General features: G+C 65.3%; 17 protein-coding genes. 15 read left to right on the forward strand and 2 right to left on the reverse strand.

The window, feature by feature from the left end; translation table 11 throughout:
* Nucleotides 1–80 precede the first annotated feature (80 nt).
* From surE to O5M90_RS28450, 6 genes are all read left to right on the forward strand, one after another.
* Nucleotides 81–830 (forward strand): 5'/3'-nucleotidase SurE, encoded by a 750-nt coding sequence (gene surE / locus O5M90_RS28425; protein ID WP_137945571.1) that lies wholly within the window; start codon nt 81–83, stop codon nt 828–830.
* Nucleotides 827–1666 (forward strand): protein-L-isoaspartate(D-aspartate) O-methyltransferase, encoded by an 840-nt coding sequence (locus O5M90_RS28430; RefSeq protein ID WP_137945572.1) that lies wholly within the window; start codon nt 827–829, stop codon nt 1664–1666. The genes surE and O5M90_RS28430 overlap by 4 nt, the downstream gene beginning before the upstream one ends.
* A 51-nt stretch (nt 1667–1717) precedes the next feature.
* Nucleotides 1718–2614 carry a peptidoglycan DD-metalloendopeptidase family protein gene (locus tag O5M90_RS28435; RefSeq protein ID WP_269840671.1) on the forward strand — a complete coding sequence of 299 codons (897 nt, stop codon included), beginning with the start codon at nt 1718–1720 and terminating at the stop codon, nt 2612–2614.
* Between the two features lie 25 nt (nt 2615–2639).
* Nucleotides 2640–3665 (forward strand): RNA polymerase sigma factor RpoS, encoded by a 1026-nt coding sequence (gene rpoS, locus O5M90_RS28440; RefSeq protein ID WP_269840670.1) that lies wholly within the window; start codon nt 2640–2642, stop codon nt 3663–3665.
* 37 nt (nt 3666–3702) lie between these two features.
* Nucleotides 3703–5058: a 23S rRNA (uracil(1939)-C(5))-methyltransferase RlmD gene (gene rlmD, locus O5M90_RS28445; protein ID WP_137945575.1), complete on the forward strand. Its 1356-nt coding sequence runs from the start codon at nt 3703–3705 to the stop codon at nt 5056–5058.
* Between the two features lie 100 nt (nt 5059–5158).
* A complete protein-coding gene (locus tag O5M90_RS28450; protein ID WP_262968893.1) occupies nt 5159–6559 on the forward strand; it encodes an IS1182 family transposase in 1401 nt (466 codons plus the stop codon).
* 202 nt (nt 6560–6761) lie between these two features.
* On the opposite strand, the gene O5M90_RS28455 is transcribed toward O5M90_RS28450, so the two are convergent.
* On the reverse strand, nt 6762–7457 hold the full coding sequence (locus O5M90_RS28455; protein WP_269840669.1) for a Bax inhibitor-1/YccA family protein: 696 nt from the start codon (nt 7455–7457) through the stop codon (nt 6762–6764).
* A 191-nt stretch (nt 7458–7648) separates the two neighbouring features.
* Between O5M90_RS28455 and O5M90_RS28460 the strand changes: the two genes are divergently transcribed.
* The 5 genes from O5M90_RS28460 to O5M90_RS28480 all read left to right on the forward strand — a co-directional run bounded on the left by O5M90_RS28460 (nt 7649) and on the right by O5M90_RS28480 (nt 13739).
* The gene (locus O5M90_RS28460) at nt 7649–8053 is read left to right on the forward strand and encodes a GlcG/HbpS family heme-binding protein (protein ID WP_137945577.1); all 405 of its coding nucleotides are present in this window, start codon (nt 7649–7651) and stop codon (nt 8051–8053) included.
* A gap of 249 nt (nt 8054–8302) precedes the next feature.
* Nucleotides 8303–9463 (forward strand): glutamine-hydrolyzing carbamoyl-phosphate synthase small subunit, encoded by a 1161-nt coding sequence (gene carA, locus O5M90_RS28465; RefSeq protein ID WP_269840668.1) that lies wholly within the window; start codon nt 8303–8305, stop codon nt 9461–9463.
* Between the two features lie 6 nt (nt 9464–9469).
* Complete coding sequence (gene carB, locus O5M90_RS28470) at nt 9470–12736, forward strand: carbamoyl-phosphate synthase large subunit (RefSeq protein ID WP_269840667.1); 3267 nt, start codon at nt 9470–9472, stop codon at nt 12734–12736.
* 82 nt (nt 12737–12818) lie between these two features.
* The gene (gene greA, locus O5M90_RS28475; protein WP_137945580.1) at nt 12819–13295 is read left to right on the forward strand and encodes a transcription elongation factor GreA; all 477 of its coding nucleotides are present in this window, start codon (nt 12819–12821) and stop codon (nt 13293–13295) included.
* A gap of 3 nt (nt 13296–13298) precedes the next feature.
* Nucleotides 13299–13739 (forward strand): DUF4149 domain-containing protein, encoded by a 441-nt coding sequence (locus O5M90_RS28480; protein WP_269840666.1) that lies wholly within the window; start codon nt 13299–13301, stop codon nt 13737–13739.
* On the opposite strand, the gene O5M90_RS28485 is transcribed toward O5M90_RS28480, so the two are convergent.
* On the reverse strand, nt 13730–14203 hold the full coding sequence (locus tag O5M90_RS28485) for a YhbY family RNA-binding protein (protein ID WP_137945582.1): 474 nt from the start codon (nt 14201–14203) through the stop codon (nt 13730–13732). The genes O5M90_RS28480 and O5M90_RS28485 overlap by 10 nt on opposite strands.
* Before the next feature lie 19 nt (nt 14204–14222).
* Here O5M90_RS28485 and O5M90_RS28490 point away from each other — a divergent pair, with 19 nt between their 5' ends.
* From O5M90_RS28490 to glmM, 4 genes are all read left to right on the forward strand, one after another.
* Complete coding sequence (locus O5M90_RS28490) at nt 14223–14891, forward strand: RlmE family RNA methyltransferase (protein WP_262973783.1); 669 nt, start codon at nt 14223–14225, stop codon at nt 14889–14891.
* A 140-nt stretch (nt 14892–15031) separates the two neighbouring features.
* Nucleotides 15032–16939 carry an ATP-dependent zinc metalloprotease FtsH gene (gene ftsH / locus O5M90_RS28495; RefSeq protein ID WP_137945584.1) on the forward strand — a complete coding sequence of 636 codons (1908 nt, stop codon included), beginning with the start codon at nt 15032–15034 and terminating at the stop codon, nt 16937–16939.
* A 71-nt stretch (nt 16940–17010) separates the two neighbouring features.
* Nucleotides 17011–17862 carry a dihydropteroate synthase gene (gene folP / locus O5M90_RS28500; protein WP_269840665.1) on the forward strand — a complete coding sequence of 284 codons (852 nt, stop codon included), beginning with the start codon at nt 17011–17013 and terminating at the stop codon, nt 17860–17862.
* A 21-nt stretch (nt 17863–17883) separates the two neighbouring features.
* Nucleotides 17884–19215, forward strand: a complete 1332-nt coding sequence (gene glmM / locus O5M90_RS28505) for a phosphoglucosamine mutase (RefSeq protein ID WP_269840664.1) — start codon at nt 17884–17886, stop codon at nt 19213–19215.
* Nucleotides 19216–19228: the final 13 nt, after the last annotated feature.

Genomic DNA, 19228 nt, shown 5'->3' on the forward strand with positions numbered 1-19228 from the left:
GGTTTTCCTTGTTGATCGATGATAAGCAGGGGTGGGTAGACAAGGGGTCGCCCAGGTGACGCGATGCCTACAATGCCGCCATGCGTATCCTGATAGCAAACGACGATGGTTATCTGGCACCGGGGCTGGCGGCTCTGGTCAAGGCCTGCGAGGGCCTGGGTCAGATCGATGTGATCGCCCCCGAGCAAAATGCCAGCGGCACCTCCAATGCGCTGACCTTGGGCCGGCCGCTGTCGGTCTACACCGCCGGCAACGGTTTTCGCTATGTCAACGGCACGCCGTCCGACTGTGTCCATGTGGCCTTGACCGGTCTCTTGGACTACCGGCCCGACCTGGTGCTCTCGGGCATCAACAACGGCGCGAACATGGGGGATGACACCCTGTACTCGGGCACGGTGGCGGCCGCCACCGAGGGCTATCTGTTCGGCATCCCGTCGATCGCGTTCTCGCAGGTCGAGAAGGGCTGGGGCCATCTCGATGCGGCCGCCGCAGCGGCCCGGGCCCTCATCGAGCAGGTGCTGGCCGGCGGTCTGGGCCAGGCCTTTCTGCTCAATGTGAACATGCCCAATCGTGCCGATGTCGCGGCCCTGCCGCGCCGCATCACGCGCCTGGGGCGGCGCCATGCCAGTGAGCCGGTGATCTGCCAGCAAAGCCCGCGCGGCGAGACGATCTACTGGATCGGCCCGGCGGGCGATGCCCGCGAGGCCGGCGAAGGCACCGACTTCCATGCCTGCGCCAACGGCATGGTCTCCATCACGCCGCTGCAGGTCGATCTCAGCGACCACGCCTCGCTGCCGGCCTGGCGCCAGCGCCTGGGCCAGACCCCATGAGCGCGACGCCGCCCGAAACACCCAAGAAGCGCTTCCCGCTGCCGCTGGACAAGCTGGGCGGTCGTGGCGCGGCGCCGGTGCGCGAGCTGCTGATGCCGCAGCGCCATCTGCAGCAAGCCACCGCCGACGCGGCCCGGCGTGCGGCGCCCAGCGGTCTGGGCATGGATTCGGCCGGCGTGCGCCTGCGCATGGTGCAGCGCCTGCAGCGCGAGGGCCTGCGCGACGAGCGGGTGCTGCAGGCGCTGGCCGGCGTGCCGCGCCATGAGTTCGTAGACACAGCGCTGGCCATTCAGGCCTATGAGGACACCAGCCTGCCGATCGGACATGGCCAGACCATTTCCAAGCCCTCGGTGGTCGGCCGCATGATCGAGTTGCTGCTGGCGCGCCCCGGCGCCTCCAAGGAGGCCGGTGCGCCTATGGGGCGGGTGCTGGAGATCGGCACCGGCTGCGGCTACCAGGCGGCCGTGCTGGCCCGGCTGGCGCGCCAGGTCACCAGCATCGAGCGCATCAAGCCGCTGCACGACAAGGCCCGCGCCAGCCTGGCGGCGCTGAATCTGGGCGGTGTCCGGCTGGTTTATGGGGATGGACGGCTGGGCCACGCGCCCAGCGGTCCTTATGACGGCATCATCGCGGCGGCCGGCGGCGACGATCTGCCCGAGGCCTGGATGGCCCAGCTGGCGCCGGGGGGGCGGCTGGTGGCGCCGATGCAGGCGCCGGGCGGCCGGGGTCAGGTCTTGGTGGTGGTCGACCATCTGCAGGAAACAGGTGCTAGCCGTTTTGTCCGCACGCTTCATGAGGCGGTGCTTTTCGTGCCTTTAAAATCGGGCGTGATGTAAGAGCGCCCGCCATGCCCTGTCTGCCGGGCCATCCACCAAACGCTGAAACGCATGCCACTGAACCCTAACCGCAACACCCCATGTCCCGCCGGCCTGCTGGTCGTCGGGATCTGCGCCCTGATCGTTGGTTGCGCCTCGCCCAAGCACCGTGCGCCGGTGGAGGATCGACCGATGAATGGCGCGGCCAAGCCGGTCGCGACAACCTCGGGCAGTCCGGAGGCGCAGCCCGCGCCCGAGGTCAAGCCGCTGCCGGGCGCCGAGAATGCTGGCAAGCCCGGCTACTACACCGTCAAGCCCGGTGACACGCTGATACGCATCGCGCTGGACAACGGCCAGAACTGGCGCGACCTGGCGAAATGGAATGGCATCGACAATGCCAACCGCATCGAGGTGGGTCAGGTCTTGCGCGTGGTGACGCCCAGCGTCGACGCGGCGGCGGTCAGCGCGCGCCCGGTCACGAGCGCCAAGGTCGAGAGCCGCCCGCTGGACGGCAAGCCGCCGGCGGCCTCGGCGCCTGCCGCGACGACGGCCGCTGCCAGTGCGCCGACGGCCACGCCGCCGGCTGCCGCCGGCGCCGAGGATGAGCCGCCCTGGGGCTGGCCGGCCGCCGGTGCGGTGGCCGCCGGTTTCGACGAAGTCAAGAACAAGGGTCTGGTGTTCACCGGCAAGGCCGGCGACCCGGTGCTGGCGGCTGCCGACGGGCGCGTGGTTTACGCAGGTTCGGGCTTGCGCGGATATGGCAATCTGGTCATCATCAAGCACAACACCACCTACCTGACGGCTTACGCGCACAACCAGAGTTTGCTGGTCAAGGAAGATCAGGCGGTGCGCAAGGGCCAGAAGATTGCCGAGATGGGATCCAGCGATGCCGACCAGGTCAAGCTGCACTTTGAAGTGCGTAAGCAAGGCAAGCCGATCGATCCGGCCAAGCTGCTGCCGTCCCGCTAAGCAGTGAGGGCGCCGTGCTGACACCATGAAACGCGCCGCGCCCCATCTGTCTAACGGCTCACTCGCGCTGCCGTTGCCGCCACCAGCCGATCTGGAGCGGCTGCTAGCCGAGGACGGGACAGCCTCTCCCGCGGCCGCAGGGCCTGACGATGACGAGGTCCAGATCTTGCGCAATGGCACGGCACCGGCCGCCGATGTCGATCTGGGCAATGCGCTGCAAGCCTATCTGCGTGATATCCGCCGCACGCCGCTGCTGACGCCGCAGCAGGAGTACGACACGGCGGTGCGGGCCCGGGCCGGCGAGTTCGCCGCCCGCCAGGCGATGATCGAGCACAACCTGCGCTTGGTGGTCAGCATCGCGAAGAACTATCTCGGCCGCGGCCTGCCGATGAGCGATCTGATCGAGGAGGGCAATCTCGGCCTGATGCATGCGATCGGCAAGTTCGAGCCCGAGCGCGGCTTCCGTTTCTCGACCTATGCCAGCTGGTGGATACGCCAGAGCATCGAGCGCGCCTTGATGCATCAGGCCCGGCTGGTGCGGCTGCCGGTGCATATCGTGCGCGAGCTCAACCATGTACTGAAGGCGCGTCGGGCGCTGGAGGCCTTGCGCAGCCAGAACGGCACCGAGTCGGTGGTGCGCGCCGAGGATATTGCGGCCGTGCTGGGCCGGCCGCTGGCCGAGGTTGCCGAGCTGCTGGCCTATGCCGAGCTGCCGACCTCGCTGGACTCACCGGTCGATCGCAACGGCGAGGGTGGCGAGTCGATGATGGATCTGGTAGCCGACGAGCAGGCGGTCGACCCGCTGGGGCTGCGGCTCAGCCACGAGCTGGAGGAATTGCTGGAGCATGGTCTGGCGTCCTTGAACGAGCGCGAGCGCGAGGTGCTGGCCGGCCGCTATGGCCTGAGTGACCGCGAGCCCGAGACGCTGGATGTGCTGGCGATCCGGCTGGGTTTGACGCGCGAGCGCATCCGGCAGATCCAGATCGAGGCGCTCAACAAGCTCAAGCGCAATATGATGCGGCACGGCATCAACCGCGACGCGATCTTCTGAAGCGGGGCTGAGTGCGGCCGCAGGGATAATCCCGGCCATGACTCAACAATCCGAATGGCTGAAGGTCGAATCGCTGGACCTGGAAGCGCAGGGCGTTGCCCACAATACCGAAGGCAAGGTGGTGTTCATCGAGGGCGCTTTGCCCGGTGAAGAGGTGCAGGTCACCGTCGGCCGCAAGAAGAACAACTGGGAGCAGGGCGCCCTGGTGGCGATGCGCCGCGAGAGCTCACAGCGGGTCGTGCCCGGCTGCCCCAATTTCGGCCTGCATGCGGGCGCTTGTGGCGGCTGCAAGATGCAGCATCTGCACACCGGGGCCCAGGTCGCCGTCAAGCAGCGGGTCGTCGAGGACAACCTCTGGCATCTCGGCAAGGTCAAACCGGAGACCCTGCTGCGGCCTATCGAAGGCCCGGCCTGGGGCTATCGCTATCGCGCGCGCTTCTCGGTCCGCTATGTGGCCAAGAAGGGCCAGGTGCTGATCGGCTTCCATGAGCGCAAGAGCCGCTATGTGGCCGATATGCAGGTCTGCAAGGTCGTACCGGCGGTGGTCAGCGATATGTTGATGCCGCTGCGCGAGCTGATCGCCAGCATGGCCGAGCGCGACCGGCTGCCGCAGATCGAGCTGGCCATGGGGGAGCAGGTGATCGCGCTGGTCCTGCGCCACCTGAATCCGCTGCCCGACTCCGATCTGACCAAGCTGCGCGAGTTCGCGGCCGCTCATCCGGGCGTGCAATGGTGGTTGCAGCCCAAGGGGCCGGACACGGTCAAGCTGCTCGACGAGGGCGGCCCGGAGCTGGCCTACACCTTGCCGGAGTTCGGCGTCGTGATGCCCTTCAAGCCGACCGATTTCACCCAGGTCAATCCGCATATCAACACGGTGCTGGTCGGCCGCGCGCTGCGGCTGCTGCAGGTGCGCAAGAACGAGCGGGTGATCGACTGGTTCTGCGGCCTGGGCAACTTCACCCTGCCGCTGGCCACCCAGGCGCGCGAGGTGCTGGGCATCGAGGGCAGCGAGACCTTGGTGCAGCGCTCCCGCGAGAACGCCAGGCGCAATGGGCTGGATGGCAATACTGCCTTTGTCGCGCGCAATCTGTTCGAGATGACGCCCGAGTTGCTGGCAGCCGACGGTGTGGCTGACAAATGGCTGGTGGACCCGCCGCGCGAAGGTGCGTTCGCGCTGGCCAAGGCGGTGGCCGATATCGCTCAGGACCCGAGCCTGGCTCCGGGCTGGACGCCGCCCCAGCGCATCGTCTATGTCAGCTGCAATCCGGCCACGCTGGCGCGCGATGCGGGGCTGCTGGTCAATGTGGCTGGCTACCGTTGCACGGCGGCCAGTGCGGTGAATATGTTCCCGCACACGGCCCATGTCGAGTCGATCGCTGTCTTCGAGCGCTGACAAGAAAAACGGGACCCGCGCAGTCCGTGTCAATACTCTGACGCTAAGCTGAAGGCCTGAAGACAATGCCCTGCAACGCAAGTTGCAGGGCATTGTTCTTATGGGCTACGTGCAAGGACAGAGTCGAGACCAGGGCAGCCTGTTTCCGGTGTCGCTGGACGAGTTGATCGGACCGGAGCATGTGTGCCGGGTGATCGCGGCGTTCGTGGCGCGGCTGGACCTGAAGGCGCTGGGTTTTGCTCGAGCCCACAGCAAGGCCACAGGCCGCCCGCCGTACGACCCGGCGGACCTGCTGATGTTGTACCTGTACGGCTACCTCAATCGGTTGCGCTCATCGAGGCGTCTGGAGCGGGAGTGCCAGCGCAACATCGAACTGATGTGGCTGCTGCACCGGCTCACGCCCGACCACAAGACCATTGCCGAGTTCCGTCGCTGCAACGCGCAGCCGCTACGCCGAGCCGGGGCCGAGTTCGTGCGCTTTTGCGCCGAAGCCGGTCTGATCCGCGGAGAGTGGGTGGCCGTGGACGGGACGAAGTTCCAGGCCGTGGCCAGCGGCAAGGCCATCCTGGACGAGGTCCAGCGGGCCGAACTGCAGGCCAAGCTGGAGCAGCGCATTGCGCAGTACCTGCAGGAGTTGGAGGCGGCCGACCAGCAGCAAGGCGAGGCGGAGCTGGACGCTCAGGCGCTGCGCCAGGCGCTGGCGCGGCTGCAGCTACAGCAGGCCGAGCTGGCGAAGGTGGACAGCGACAAGCAGCGCTACGTGAGCACCGAGCCCGAGGCTGTAGTGCTCAAGGGCAAGGGCCCGGGCTACAACGTACAGACCGCCGTCGACGCCGAGCATGCCCTGATCGTGGCCCACGAGGTCAACGCGCAGGCGGGTGACAACGGCTGCCTGCAGCGCATGGGCGAATCGGCGCAGCAGACCCTGGGCGGCACGGAGCTCAAGCTGGTGGCGGATGCGGGCTATGCCAATGGCGAACAGGCGCAGGCGCTGGAGGATCAAGGCGTGCGGGTGCATGTCCCCGTCAAGCGCGCGGTCAACAACCAGGGCGAGGGGGACTTGTTCGACCAAGGCCGCTTCACCTACGACGCACAGGCTGACGCCTACGTCTGCCCGGCAGACAAACTGCTGCAGCGCAAGCAGTTGCATCGGGCGGGTAAGGTCGTGATCTATGCAGCGCAGCCCGGCGATTGCGGCGCTTGCGCGATGAAGGCGCGCTGCACGCAGGCCCCACGGCGCACGCTCAGTCGCCATCTCTACGAAGAGGCATTGCAGCGCATCCACCAGCGCGCTACACCCCAGGCGATGAGGCTGCGCCGCTGCACCGTCGAACACCCGTTTGCGGCCCTGAAGTTCCACATCTTCGAGAAGCCCCGCTTCCTGATGCGAGGCCTGACGGGGGCCGGCGCGGAGATCGCGTTGGCGACACTGGCCTACAACGTCAAACGGGCACTGGCGGTGCTGGGTGGGCAGCAAATGTTGCAAAAGCTAGCTATGTGATGCCGGTGCCAGTGTTTGTTGCGGTCCGACACAAGGCTTCGGCTGTTCAGCCCACCGTCACGCAATACGCTCCAATGGACACCTCGCGCGCGCCCAAACAAAAGCGCTCCGAGAAACTCGGAGCGCTTTGCTCTTGGCGCCCTTCGCAGCCGTTTTGACACGGACTGTGCGGGTCCCGTTTCTGCTGAGTCAGGGTGCGCGTTCAGTCGCGCTCGCCGCCGAAGATGCCCAGCAGGGACAGCAGGCTCTGGAACACGTTGTAGATGTCCAGGTAGATCGCCAGGGTGGCCGAGATGTAGTTGGTCTCGCCGCCATCGAGCACGCGCTTGATGTCATACAGCATGAAGGCCGAGAACACCGCCATCGCCAGCACCATCACGGTCAACATCAGCGCCGAGGACTGCAGGAAGATGTTCACCAGGCCGGCCACCAGCAGGATGATGGCGCCGACGAACAGGAACTTGCCCATGCCGGAGAGGTCGCGCTTGATCACGGTGGCCAGGCTGGCCATCGCGAAGAAGATCGCGCCCGTGCCGCCGAAGGCCATCATGATCAGTTCGCTGCCGTTCTTGAAGCCCAGGATCTGGGCCAGCAGGCGCGACAGCATCAGACCCATGAAGAAGGTGAAGGCCAGCAGGGCCACGACGCCGGTGCTGCTGTTCTTGGTCTTCTCGACGACGAACATCAGGCCGAAGGCGCCGACAAAGAACACCAGGGTGCTCATGCCCAAGCCGAGGCTGGCCATGATGCCGGTGGACACACCGACCCAGGCGCCCAGCACGGTGGGCACCATGGACAGCGCCAGCAGCCAGTAGGTGTTGCGCAGCACGCGCTGGCGTTCGACCGCAAGGCCGCCGCCGAGGGCGCTGCCGTATTGGGTTTGCAGGCTATCGTTCATCACAATCCTCCAGAAAAATGTCGGTTGAGAGTCCAGTTTTTCTTTGCATTTATTCTAGTCAGCACGGGCTGGCCGCGCAGCCATGCCGGGGCAGGGCTTGCACCAGGGCGGCAGGCAGTTTTGCATTCCCGCGCAGCAATACAGCAGGCCGCTGACGCTAAAGTGCGGCTCTTCGCCAGGATTTCAACACCATGAAGCAAAAACCCTTTCTGAGCCTTGACGAGGTCAAGCGCATCGCCGCCGCCGCCGAAGCGGAGGCCGTCAGCCACAACTGGGCCGTCACGATTGCCATCGTCGATGATGGTGGCCATCTGCTGTGGTTGCAGCGTCTTGATGGCGCAGCCGCCATTTCGGCCCAGATCGCGCCGGCCAAGGCCCACACGGCTGCCTTGGGTCGCCGCGAATCCAAGGTCTACGAGGACATGATCAACCAGGGGCGCATGTCGTTCCTGAGCGCGCCGGGCCTGAATGGCTTGCTGGAAGGTGGCGTGCCCATCGTGGTTGACGGTTTCCATATCGGCGCCGTCGGCGTCAGCGGTGTGAAATCGACCGAAGACGCGCAGATCGCGCGTGCCGGCATCGCCGCGCTGGGCTGATACGCGCCGAGACCGATGCGCAAGCCCCGGCCTGCCGGGGCTTGCTTGCTTTTATCCACCGGTTTTGTTGTCAACTTCGTGTCAAAGCGCAAGGCTTTGCCTCCGTGATAACCCTGGTCGGTTATACTCAGCAGGTTTACCCGCAACCTACCGCTACCCTAGCGAAACTCCTCAGTTTCCTCAACCGGACTCAAGCTCATCAGCGTGATGGAGCCGAGCTGGGCGTGCGCACAATAAACGGAGTTCCCCGTGCTGCCCGATCTGCTCTCCTCCCCCAAAGCGATCCTTGCCCTGGCAGACGGTACGGTCTTCAAAGGCTCCTCGATCGGCGCAGCCGGTCACACAGTCGGCGAAGTGGTGTTCAACACCGCGCTCACCGGCTATCAAGAAATCCTCACCGACCCCAGCTATTGCCGGCAGATCGTCACCCTGACGTATCCGCATATCGGCAACTACGGCGTCAATGACGAGGATATCGAGGCGTCGAAGGTCCATGCCGCAGGCCTGATCATCAAGGAGCCGCCCGTCCTGGACTCCAACTTCCGCAAGACCCGCAGCCTCGTGCAGTACCTGCGCGACGAAGGCACGGTGGCGATTGCCGACATCGACACCCGACGTCTGACCCGCCATCTGCGCACGACCGGCGCACAGAACGGCTGCATCATGGCGCTGGCCGCCGGTGAGGCGATCACCGAGGCGCTGATCGCCGAGGCAGTGCGCCTGGCCCAGGCCGCGCCCAGCATGGCCGGCCTCGATCTGGCCAAGGTCGTCACCGCGAGCGCGTCGCACAGTTGGACCCAAACCGAGTGGAATCTGGGCACGGGTTATGGCGAGCTGACGCAGCCGCGCTTTCATGTCGTCGCCTACGATTTCGGCGTCAAGAGCAATATCCTGCGCATGCTGGCTTCGCGCGGCTGCAGGATCACGGTGGTGCCGGCGCAGACCCCCGCCAGCGCGGTGTTCGACCTGGAGCCGGACGGCATCTTCCTGTCCAACGGCCCTGGCGACCCGCAGCCCTGCGACTACGCGATCAAGGCGGCGGCCGAGCTGATCGAGTCGGGCATCCCGACCTTCGGCATCTGCCTGGGTCACCAGATCATGGCCCTGGCCAGCGGTGCCAAGACCTTCAAGATGAAGTTCGGCCACCATGGCGCCAACCACCCGGTCAAGGATCTGGACAACGGCCGCGTGTCCATCACCAGCCAGAACCATGGCTTCGCGGTCGAGGCCGACTCGCTGCCGGCGAATCTGCGCGCGACGCATATCAGCCTGTTCGACGGCACCTTGCAAGGCCTGGCCCGCACCGACAAGCCGGCCTTCTGCTTCCAGGGTCACCCGGAGGCGAGCCCCGGCCCGCACGACATTTCCTATCTCTTTGATCGCTTCATCGGTCTGATGGCGAAGGCTTGATTGATCATGGCAAAACGTACTGACATCAAAAGCATCCTGATCATCGGCGCCGGCCCGATCATCATCGGCCAGGCCTGCGAGTTCGATTACTCGGGCGCCCAGGCCTGCAAGGCGCTGCGTGAGGAGGGCTACAAGGTCATCCTTGTCAACAGCAATCCGGCCACCATCATGACGGACCCGGACACGGCCGACGTCACCTATATCGAACCCATCACCTGGCAGGTGGTCGAGAAGATCATCGCCAAGGAGCGCCCCGACGCGGTGCTGCCGACCATGGGCGGCCAGACCGCACTGAACTGCGCGCTGGACCTGCACAAGCACGGCGTGCTGGCCAAGTACAACGTCGAGATGATCGGCGCCAATGAGAAGGCGATCGAGAAGGCCGAGGACCGCCTGAAGTTCAAGGACGCGATGACCAAGATCGGTCTCGATTCCGCGAAGTCCGGCATCGCCCACTCGATGGAAGAGGCGCTGGCGGTGCAAAAGCGCATCACGGCCGAGATCGGCGGCACCGGCTTCCCGATGGTCATCCGCCCCAGCTTCACGCTGGGCGGCACCGGTGGTGGCATTGCCTACAACCCGGAAGAATTCGAAGAGATCTGCAAGCGCGGTCTGGATCTGTCGCCGACCAATGAGCTGCTGATCGAAGAGTCGCTGATCGGCTGGAAAGAGTACGAGATGGAGGTGGTCCGCGACAGCAAGGACAACTGCATCATCGTCTGCGCGATCGAGAACCTGGACCCGATGGGCGTGCACACCGGTGATTCGATCACGGTCGCCCCGGCCCAGACCCTGACCGACAAGGAATACCAGCTGCTGCGCAATGCCTCGATCGCGATCCTGCGCGAGATCGGCGTCGACACCGGCGGCTCGAATGTGCAGTTCTCGATCAATCCGAAGAACGGTCGCATGACCGTGATCGAGATGAATCCGCGCGTGTCGCGTTCCTCGGCGCTGGCCTCCAAGGCCACCGGCTTCCCGATCGCCAAGATCGCCGCGAAGCTGGCCGTGGGCTACACCCTGGACGAGCTGAAGAACGACATCACCGGCGGCGTCACGCCCGCGTCCTTTGAGCCCAGCATCGACTACGTCGTCACCAAGATCCCGCGCTTCGCCTTCGAGAAGTTCCCGATGGCGGACTCGCGCCTGACCACGCAGATGAAGTCGGTCGGCGAGGTGATGGCCATGGGCCGCACCTTCCAGGAATCGTTCCAGAAGGCCTTGCGTGGCCTGGAGACCGGTATCGACGGCCTGAGCGAGCGCTCGACCGATCGCGAAGAGATCGTGCAGGAGATCGGCGAGCCCGGTCCCGAGCGCATCCTGTTCGTGGCCGATGCCTTCCGCATCGGCATGAGCATGCAGGAGGTGTTCGAGGAGACGGCCATCGACCCCTGGTTCCTGGCCCAGATCGAACAGCTGGTGAAGATCGAGCTGTCGCTGGCCGGCCGCGCGCTGGCCTCGCTGTCGACCGACGAGCTGCGCCTGCTGAAGAAGAAGGGCTTCTCGGACAAGCGCCTGGCCAAGCTGCTGGGTACGAACCAGCACGAGGTCCGCGCCGCGCGCCACGCGCAAGGCGTGCGCCCGGTCTACAAGCGCGTGGACACCTGCGCCGCCGAGTTTGCGACGCAGACCGCCTATATGTACTCGACCTATGAGGAAGAGTGCGAGGCCGAGCCGACCAACAAGAAGAAGATCATGGTGCTGGGCGGTGGTCCGAACCGTATCGGCCAGGGCATCGAGTTCGACTACTGCTGCGTCCATGCCGCCTTGGCGATGCGCGAGGACGGCTACGAGACCATCATGGTCAACTGCAACCCCGAGACCGTCTCCACCGACTACGACACCTCGGATCGCCTCTACTTCGAGCCGGTGACGCTGGAAGACGTGCTGGAAATCGTCGCGCTGGAAAAGCCGGTCGGCGTGATCGTGCAATACGGCGGCCAGACGCCGCTGAAGCTGGCGCTGGACCTGGAACGCGCCGGCGTGCCCATCATCGGCACGACGCCGGACTCGATCGACATCGCCGAGGACCGCGAGCGCTTCCAGAAGCTCTTGCACGAGCTGGGCCTGAAGCAGCCGCCGAACCGCACCGCGCGTACCGAAGAGCAGGCCGTCGCGCTGGCCAACGAGATCGGCTACCCGCTGGTGGTGCGCCCGAGCTATGTGCTGGGCGGCCGCGCGATGGAGATCGTGCACGGCGACAAGGACCTGGAGCGCTATATGCGCGAAGCGGTGCGTGTCTCCGACAAGTCGCCGGTGCTGCTGGATCGCTTCCTGGAGGATGCGGTCGAAGTCGATGCTGACTGCATCAGCGACGGCAGCGACGTGATGATCGGCGGCATCATGGAGCATATCGAGGCGGCCGGCATCCACAGCGGCGACTCGGCCTGCTCGCTGCCGCCCTACACGCTGTCGGTGGAGATCCAGGACGAGTTGCGTCGCCAGACCGCAGCGATGGCCAAGGCGCTGAAGGTGGTCGGCCTGATGAATGTGCAGTTCGCGATCCAGGGCGATGTGACCGGCGGCCTGGACCAGGCCACCGTCTATGTGCTGGAGGTGAACCCACGTGCCTCGCGCACCGTGCCCTTCGTCAGCAAGGCGACCGGCCAGCAACTGGCCAAGATCGCCGCGCGCTGCATGGCCGGCCAGAAGCTGAAAGACCAGAAGGACCGCCTGGGCCGTGTGCCGGCCGAGGTGATCCCGCCTTATTTCAGCGTCAAGGAAGCGGTCTTCCCCTTCAACAAGTTCCCCGGCGTCGATCCGATCCTGAGCCCGGAAATGCGCTCGACCGGCGAGGTGATGGGCGCAGCCCGTACCTTCGGTGAAGCGATGCTGAAGAGCCAGCTCGGCGCCGGCTCGCGCCTGCCGCGCCAGGGCAATGTGCTGATCACGGTGAAGAACAGCGACAAGGCCCGCGCCGTCGCGGTGGCCAAGGACCTGCATGCGCTGGGCTTCGGCGTCGTGGCAACCAAGGGCACGGCAGCGGCGATTGCCGAGGCCGGTGTGCCGGTGCGTGCGGTCAACAAGGTCAAGGACGGTCGGCCCCATATCGTCGACATGGTCAAGGGCGGCGAGATCCAGCTGGTCTTCACGACCGTGGATGAGACCCGCACCGCCATCGCCGACAGCCGCTATATCCGCCAATCGGCGCTGGCCAACCGCGTGACCTACTACACGACCATGGCCGGCTGCGAGGCTGCGGTCGAGGGCATGAAGCACCAGGACGGTCTGCTGGTGCAATCCCTGCAAGAGCTGCACGCCGAACTGGTCTAAACTTCTGCTCCAGATACCGCCGCCGCGCCTCAGGGCTTCCTGAGCGGCGGCGGCTTCATTTTGTTTTCAAGGTTTGTTGAATATGGCCACTGTCCCTTTGACCGTCTACGGCGCTGAAAAGCTCAAGGAAGAACTGCATCGACTCAAATCGGTCGAGCGGCACGCCGTGATCCAGGCCATTGCCGAAGCCCGCGCCCAGGGCGATCTGTCCGAGAACGCCGAGTACGAGGCGGCCAAGGACAAGCAGGGCTTCATCGAAGGCCGCATCCTCGAAATCGAAAGCAAGCTGGCGGCGGCGCAGATCATCGACCCGGCTGGTGTCGATGCCGGTGGCCGCATCGTGTTCGGCACCACGGTCGATCTGGAAGAAGAAGCCAGCGGTGCCGAGGTGACCTACCAGATCGTCGGCGACGACGAGGCCGACCTGAAGATCGGCAAGATCTCGATCAGCTCGCCGATCGCCCGTGCCTTGATCGGCAAGGAAGCCGGCGATGTCGCCGAGGTGCAGGCGCCCGGCGGCGTCAAGCGCTACGAGATCGTCGAAGTCCGCTACGTCTGAGTCGTGCTGTACCGCAGCCGCGCCGTGCTGGCCGCCCTCTGGGGCGGTCTTTTGCTTTGCATCGCCTTCGTGGCGGCTCCCAGCGCGTTTGCAGTGCTGGAGCGCTCGCAGGCAGGCTTGCTGGTCGGGCGGCTGTTTGCGCTGGAGGCCTATATCAGCCTGGCGGCGGGTCTGCTGCTGATGATGATGGAACGGCGCCTCGGCCGGGATGGTGGCGGCCCGGTGTTCTCGGTCGCGATGCTGTTGCCGGCCGGGGCCCTGTTCTGCACGGTGGCCGGCTACTTCGGGCTGCAGCCGCTGATGGCCGCGGCGCGGGCAGGGCAGGGCGGCTGGTCATTCATGACGCTGCACGCCCTGTCTTTCGGCTTTTATGGGGCCAAGACCTTGCTGGTGCTGGTCCTGGCCTGGCGCGCCAGCAAGGAATCCGGTCAGTCTCAGTCCTGAACCAGTTTCTTGACGCTGGTGATGCGCCGCTTGGCGCGCTTGATCTCGCCGCCTTGGGCGACGCGCTGGTTGCCCAGCACTTGCAGCTTCTTGACCTGGGGGCGGTGGTTGCCACTCTTCGAGAACTTGACGATCTTGACGACGCGCGGGCCCGGGCGTCCATCGCTGCGCTCGGCCTGCTCCTTCTCGGGAATCGGGCGCCACAGCACCAGCAGCTTGCCGATGTGCTGGATCGGCGCGGCGTCGAGTTCGTTGGCGAGGATCTGTAGCATGCCCTCGCGGCCGGCACGGTCGTCGGAGAACACGCGCACCTTGATCAGGCCATGGGCCTTCAAGGCGTGGTCCACTTCCTTGGTGACGGCGGGCGTCAGGCCGTCGCCACCTATCATGACCACGGGGTCCAGGTGATGGGCTTCGGAGCGTTTTTCCTTGCGCTGGGCAGGAGTCAGTTGAATTGCGGGCATACCCTATTATCGGTGCAAGATGAAAATTCAGACAAAAAGTAAAAAGGTCAATAAGGCGTGGCTGCACGGGCATATCAATGATCCCTATGTGAAGCTGGCGCAGAAGGACGGATTTCGGGCCCGCGCGGCCTACAAGCTCAAGGAGATCGACGAAGAGCTCAAGCTGATCCACCCGGGTCAGGTGGTCGTCGATCTGGGGGCCTCGCCCGGTGCCTGGAGTCAGTACCTGCGTCGACGCTTCGCACCCAAGGAGGCGGGTGTCGGCGGCGCGGCGGTGGGGGCGCTCAACGGCACCATCATTGCGCTGGATCTGCTGGACTTCGAGCCCATCGAGGGCGTGCACTTCATCCAGGGCGATTTTCAGGAAGAGGCGGTGCTGCAGCAGCTGGAGGCCGCGCTGGCCGGCCGGCCGGTCGATCTTGTGGTCTCGGACATGGCGCCCAATCTATCCGGCATCGAGGGCGTGGATTCGGCGCGTGTGGCCGGTCTGGTCGAATTGGCCATCGATTTCGCGCAGCAGCATTTGAAGCCCGAGGGCGCGCTGGTGGCCAAGGTCTTCCACGGCAGCGGTTACAACCAGCTGCTGGACGCCTTCAAGAAGGGCTTCAAAAAGGTCAAGACCCTCAAGCCCAAGGCCTCGCGTGACCGCTCGTCCGAGACTTTTCTGATCGGTATCGGTCTGAAATGAGTGTCAGGCTTGGCAATCTCTATCGCCCTGCATGGGAAAGCCAATCAAGTGCAGGGCTTGACTGCAATAGAATCAACCCCATATGCCGTGCAAGAGTCGTCGTTGGTGCGACTCAGCGTGTTTGGAATTAAGGAGTCGCGGTGAACAATCAGTGGTTCTCGAAGGTAGCTGTTTGGATGGTGATCGCCCTGGTGCTGTTCACCGTCTTCAAGCAGTTTGATCGGGGCGCGGCTCAGGGCAACCAGATCGGTTACTCCGACTTCCTTGAGGAAGTGCGCGCCAAGCGAGTCAAGCAGGTCACCCTGCAAGAAGGCAGTGGTGGAACCGAAATCATCGCCATCACCAATGACGATAAGCGCTTGCGCAGCAATGCCACCTATCTGGACCGCGGTCTGGTGGGTGACCTGATCAACAACGGCGTCAAGTTCGATGTCAAGCAGCGCGAGGAACCGTCGCTGCTGATGAGCCTGCTGGTCAGCTGGGGCCCGATGCTGCTGCTGATCGGCGTCTGGGTCTACTTCATGCGCCAGATGCAGGGCGGCGGCAAGGGCGGTGCGTTCAGCTTCGGCAAGAGCAAGGCCCGCATGCTGGACGAGGCCAACAACTCCACCACCTTCGCCGATGTCGCCGGTTGCGACGAGGCCAAGGAAGAGGTCAAGGAGCTGGTCGACTTCCTGAAGGACCCGCAGAAGTTCCAGAAGCTGGGCGGTCGCATCCCGCGCGGCGTGCTGCTGGTCGGCCCTCCGGGCACCGGCAAGACCCTGCTGGCCAAGGCCATCGCCGGCGAGGCCAAGGTGCCGTTCTTCAGCATCTCGGGCTCGGACTTCGTTGAAATGTTCGTCGGCGTCGGCGCGGCCCGCGTGCGCGACATGTTCGAGCAGGCCAAGAAGAGCGCCCCCTGCATCATCTTCGTCGACGAAATCGACGCGGTCGGTCGCCATCGTGGTGCCGGCCTGGGTGGCGGCAATGATGAGCGCGAGCAGACGCTGAACCAGATGCTGGTCGAGATGGACGGCTTCGAGACCAATCTCGGCGTCATCGTGATGGCCGCGACCAACCGTCCGGACATCCTGGACCCCGCACTGCTGCGCCCAGGGCGTTTCGATCGCCAGGTCTATGTGACCCTGCCGGATGTGCGTGGTCGTGAGCAGATCCTGAATGTGCATATGCGCAAGGTGCCGGTCGGTCAGGACATCCGCGCCGACATCTTGGCCCGCGGCACGCCCGGCTTCTCCGGTGCTGATCTGGCCAATCTGGTCAACGAGGCGGCCCTGTTCGCCGCGCGCCGCAGTGGCCGCGTGGTCGAGATGGTCGACTTCGAGAAGGCCAAGGACAAGATCATGATGGGCCCCGAGCGCAAGTCCATGGTCATGCCCGAGGAAGAGCGCAAGAACACCGCCTACCACGAGGCCGGTCATGCGCTGGTCGCCCGCCTGATGCCCAAGACCGACCCTGTCCACAAGGTGACTGTGATTCCTCGCGGCCGTGCGCTGGGCGTGACGATGCAGCTGCCCGAGGGCGACCGCTACAGCATGGACAAGGAGCGCATGCTCTCGACCATTTCGGTGCTGTTCGGCGGCCGGATTGCCGAAGAAGTGTTCATGAACCAGATGACCACCGGTGCGTCGAACGACTTCGAGCGTGCCACGGCGATCGCCCGCGATATGGTGACCCGCTACGGCATGACCGATGAGCTAGGCCCAATGGTCTATGCCGAGAACGAGGGCGAGGTCTTCCTCGGCCGCTCGGTGACCAAGACCACCAGCATGTCCGAAGAAACCATGCGCAAGGTGGACTCGGTGATCCGCCGCATCATTGACGAGCAGTACACGATTGCTCGCAAGCTGATCGAGGACAACACCGACAAGATGCACGCGATGGCCAAGGCGCTGCTGGAATGGGAAACCATCGACGCAGACCAGATCGAGGACATCATGGGCGGCAAGCCGCCGCGCCCGCCCAAGGATTGGACACCGCCGTCCGGTGGCAACAAGCCGGATGGCACCCCCCCGGCCGTCAACGCCGATAGCGCGCCGGCAGCAGCCTGATTTTTCGACGCATGTCCAACGGGGCCGTCTGCAGAGACGGCCCCGTTTCCAATTCCGAAGAGCGCTTACCCATGCTGTGGCAGACCACCCGCTATGCGATCGATCTGAGCCGCCCCCGTGTGATGGGCATCGTCAATGTCACGCCCGATTCCTTTTCCGATGGCGGCCAGCATGGCGAGACGCGCAGCGCGATCGCGCATTGCGAGCGCTTGGTGAAAGAAGGGGCGGACATTCTCGATATCGGCGGCGAGTCGACCCGGCCCGGCTCCCAAAGCCTCGCGCCGCTGGACGAATGGGCGCGCATCGAGCAGGTGCTCAAAGCCGCGCTGAGCCTGGGGGTGCCGATCTCGGTCGATAGCTGCAAGACCGAGGTGATGCGCCGCGCGCTGGATCTGGGGGTGGACATCGTCAACGATATCCAGGCCTTGCAGGGGCCGGGGGCCTTGGCCCTGCTGGCCGCGCAAGCCCGGACCGGCGTCTGCCTGATGCATATGCGCGGCGAGCCCAGCACGATGCAGGGCCTGACCGACTATCAGGACCTGGCGGGCGAGGTGCTGGCCTTTCTGGCCGCACGAGCACAGGCGGCGTGCGATGCCGGCATTGCGGCGGCGCGCATCTGCCTGGATCCGGGCTATGGCTTTGCCAAGACCTCGGAGCAGAACTTCGAGCTGCTGCGCGATCAGGCCCGGCTGCTCGATCTGGGCTATCCGCTGCTGATCGGCTGGTCGCGCAAGGCGGCCCTGGGCAAGGTCACCGGGCGGGCGGTCGACGAGCGGGTGCCGGCCAGTGTGGCGGCGGCCCTGGTGGCCGTCGCCCGTGGCGCGCGTGTCCTGCGTGTGCACGATGTCGCGGCCACCAGCGACGCCTTGAAGGTCTGGGCTGCGGCCCAGGGGCCCGGCCTGAACGACAATAGCGCCCACTAAGAATTCCAGGAGATGCTCCCAATGAGCCGTATGTATTTTGGAACCGATGGCATCCGCGGCACCGTGGGCCAGTCGCCGATCACGCCCGACTTTATGCTGCGCCTGGGTCATGCGGTCGGCCGGGTCTTGCGCAAGGAGATGCCGCGCCCCAGCGTGCTGATCGGCAAGGACACGCGGATCTCGGGCTATATGCTCGAATCCTCGCTGGAGGCGGGTTTTGCCTCGGCCGGTGTCGATGTCTGGCTGACCGGGCCACTGCCGACGCCCGGCGTGGCCTATCTGACCCGTGCGTTGCGTCAGCAGCTGGGCGTGGTGATCAGCGCCTCGCACAATCCCTTCTCGGACAATGGCATCAAGTTCTTCTCGTCCAAGGGCGAGAAGCTGCCCGATGCCTGGGAGCTGGCGGTCGAGCAGGCGCTGGAGGAAGCGCCGTCCTGGGTCGATTCGGCCAATCTGGGCCGGGCGCGGCGGTTGCAGGATGCGCGTGGCCGCTATATCGAGTTCTGCAAGAACAGCTTCGGCTCCGACCTGAGCCTGCGCGGTCTGAAGATCGTCGTCGATGCGGCCCATGGTGCGGCGTATCACGTCGCCCCCGATGTGTTCCACGAACTGGGCGCCGAGGTCATCTCGATCGGTTGCAGCCCCGATGGCTTCAATATCAATGCCGGTTTCGGCGCCACCGCGCCGGCCGCCCTGGTCAAGGCGGTCAAAGAGCATGGCGCGCACTACGGGGTCGCGCTTGACGGCGATGCCGACCGCCTTCAGCTGGTCGATGCCCAAGGCCGGCTCTACAACGGTGACGAGCTGCTCTATGTGATGGTGGCCGACCGGCTCAGCCAGGGTCAGCGCGTCCCCGGCGCGGTCGGCACGCTGATGACCAATATGGCGGTCGAGCTGGCCTTGAAGGCGCGCGATGTCGACTTTGTGCGCGCCAAGGTCGGGGATCGCTATGTGATGGAGGAGCTGGCCGCGCGTGGCTGGCAGCTTGGCGGCGAGGGCTCGGGCCATCTGCTGGCGCTGGACAAGCACACGACCGGCGACGGCATTGTCAGCGCCTTGCTGGTGCTGCAGGCGGTCAGCCGCAGCGGCTGCAGCCTGGCCGAGCTGCTGGCCGGAGTCGAACTGTTCCCGCAGACCTTGATCAACGTGCGCTTGCAGCCCGGTCAGGACTGGAAGAGCAATGCCCGCCTGGCCCAGGAGCAGGCCGAGGTGACGGCCGATCTGGGGGCGCGAGGCCGGGTGCTGATCCGCGCCTCCGGCACCGAACCGCTGTTGCGCGTGATGGTCGAGGCCAGCGATGCCCAACTGGCCCAGCAATGTGCGCAGCGCTTGGTGGACGCCGTCAAGCTCTGAGCTCCCTGATGTA

The organism is Paucibacter sp. M5-1, assembly GCF_027498415.2.
Taxonomy (GTDB): domain Bacteria; phylum Pseudomonadota; class Gammaproteobacteria; order Burkholderiales; family Burkholderiaceae_C; genus Roseateles_E.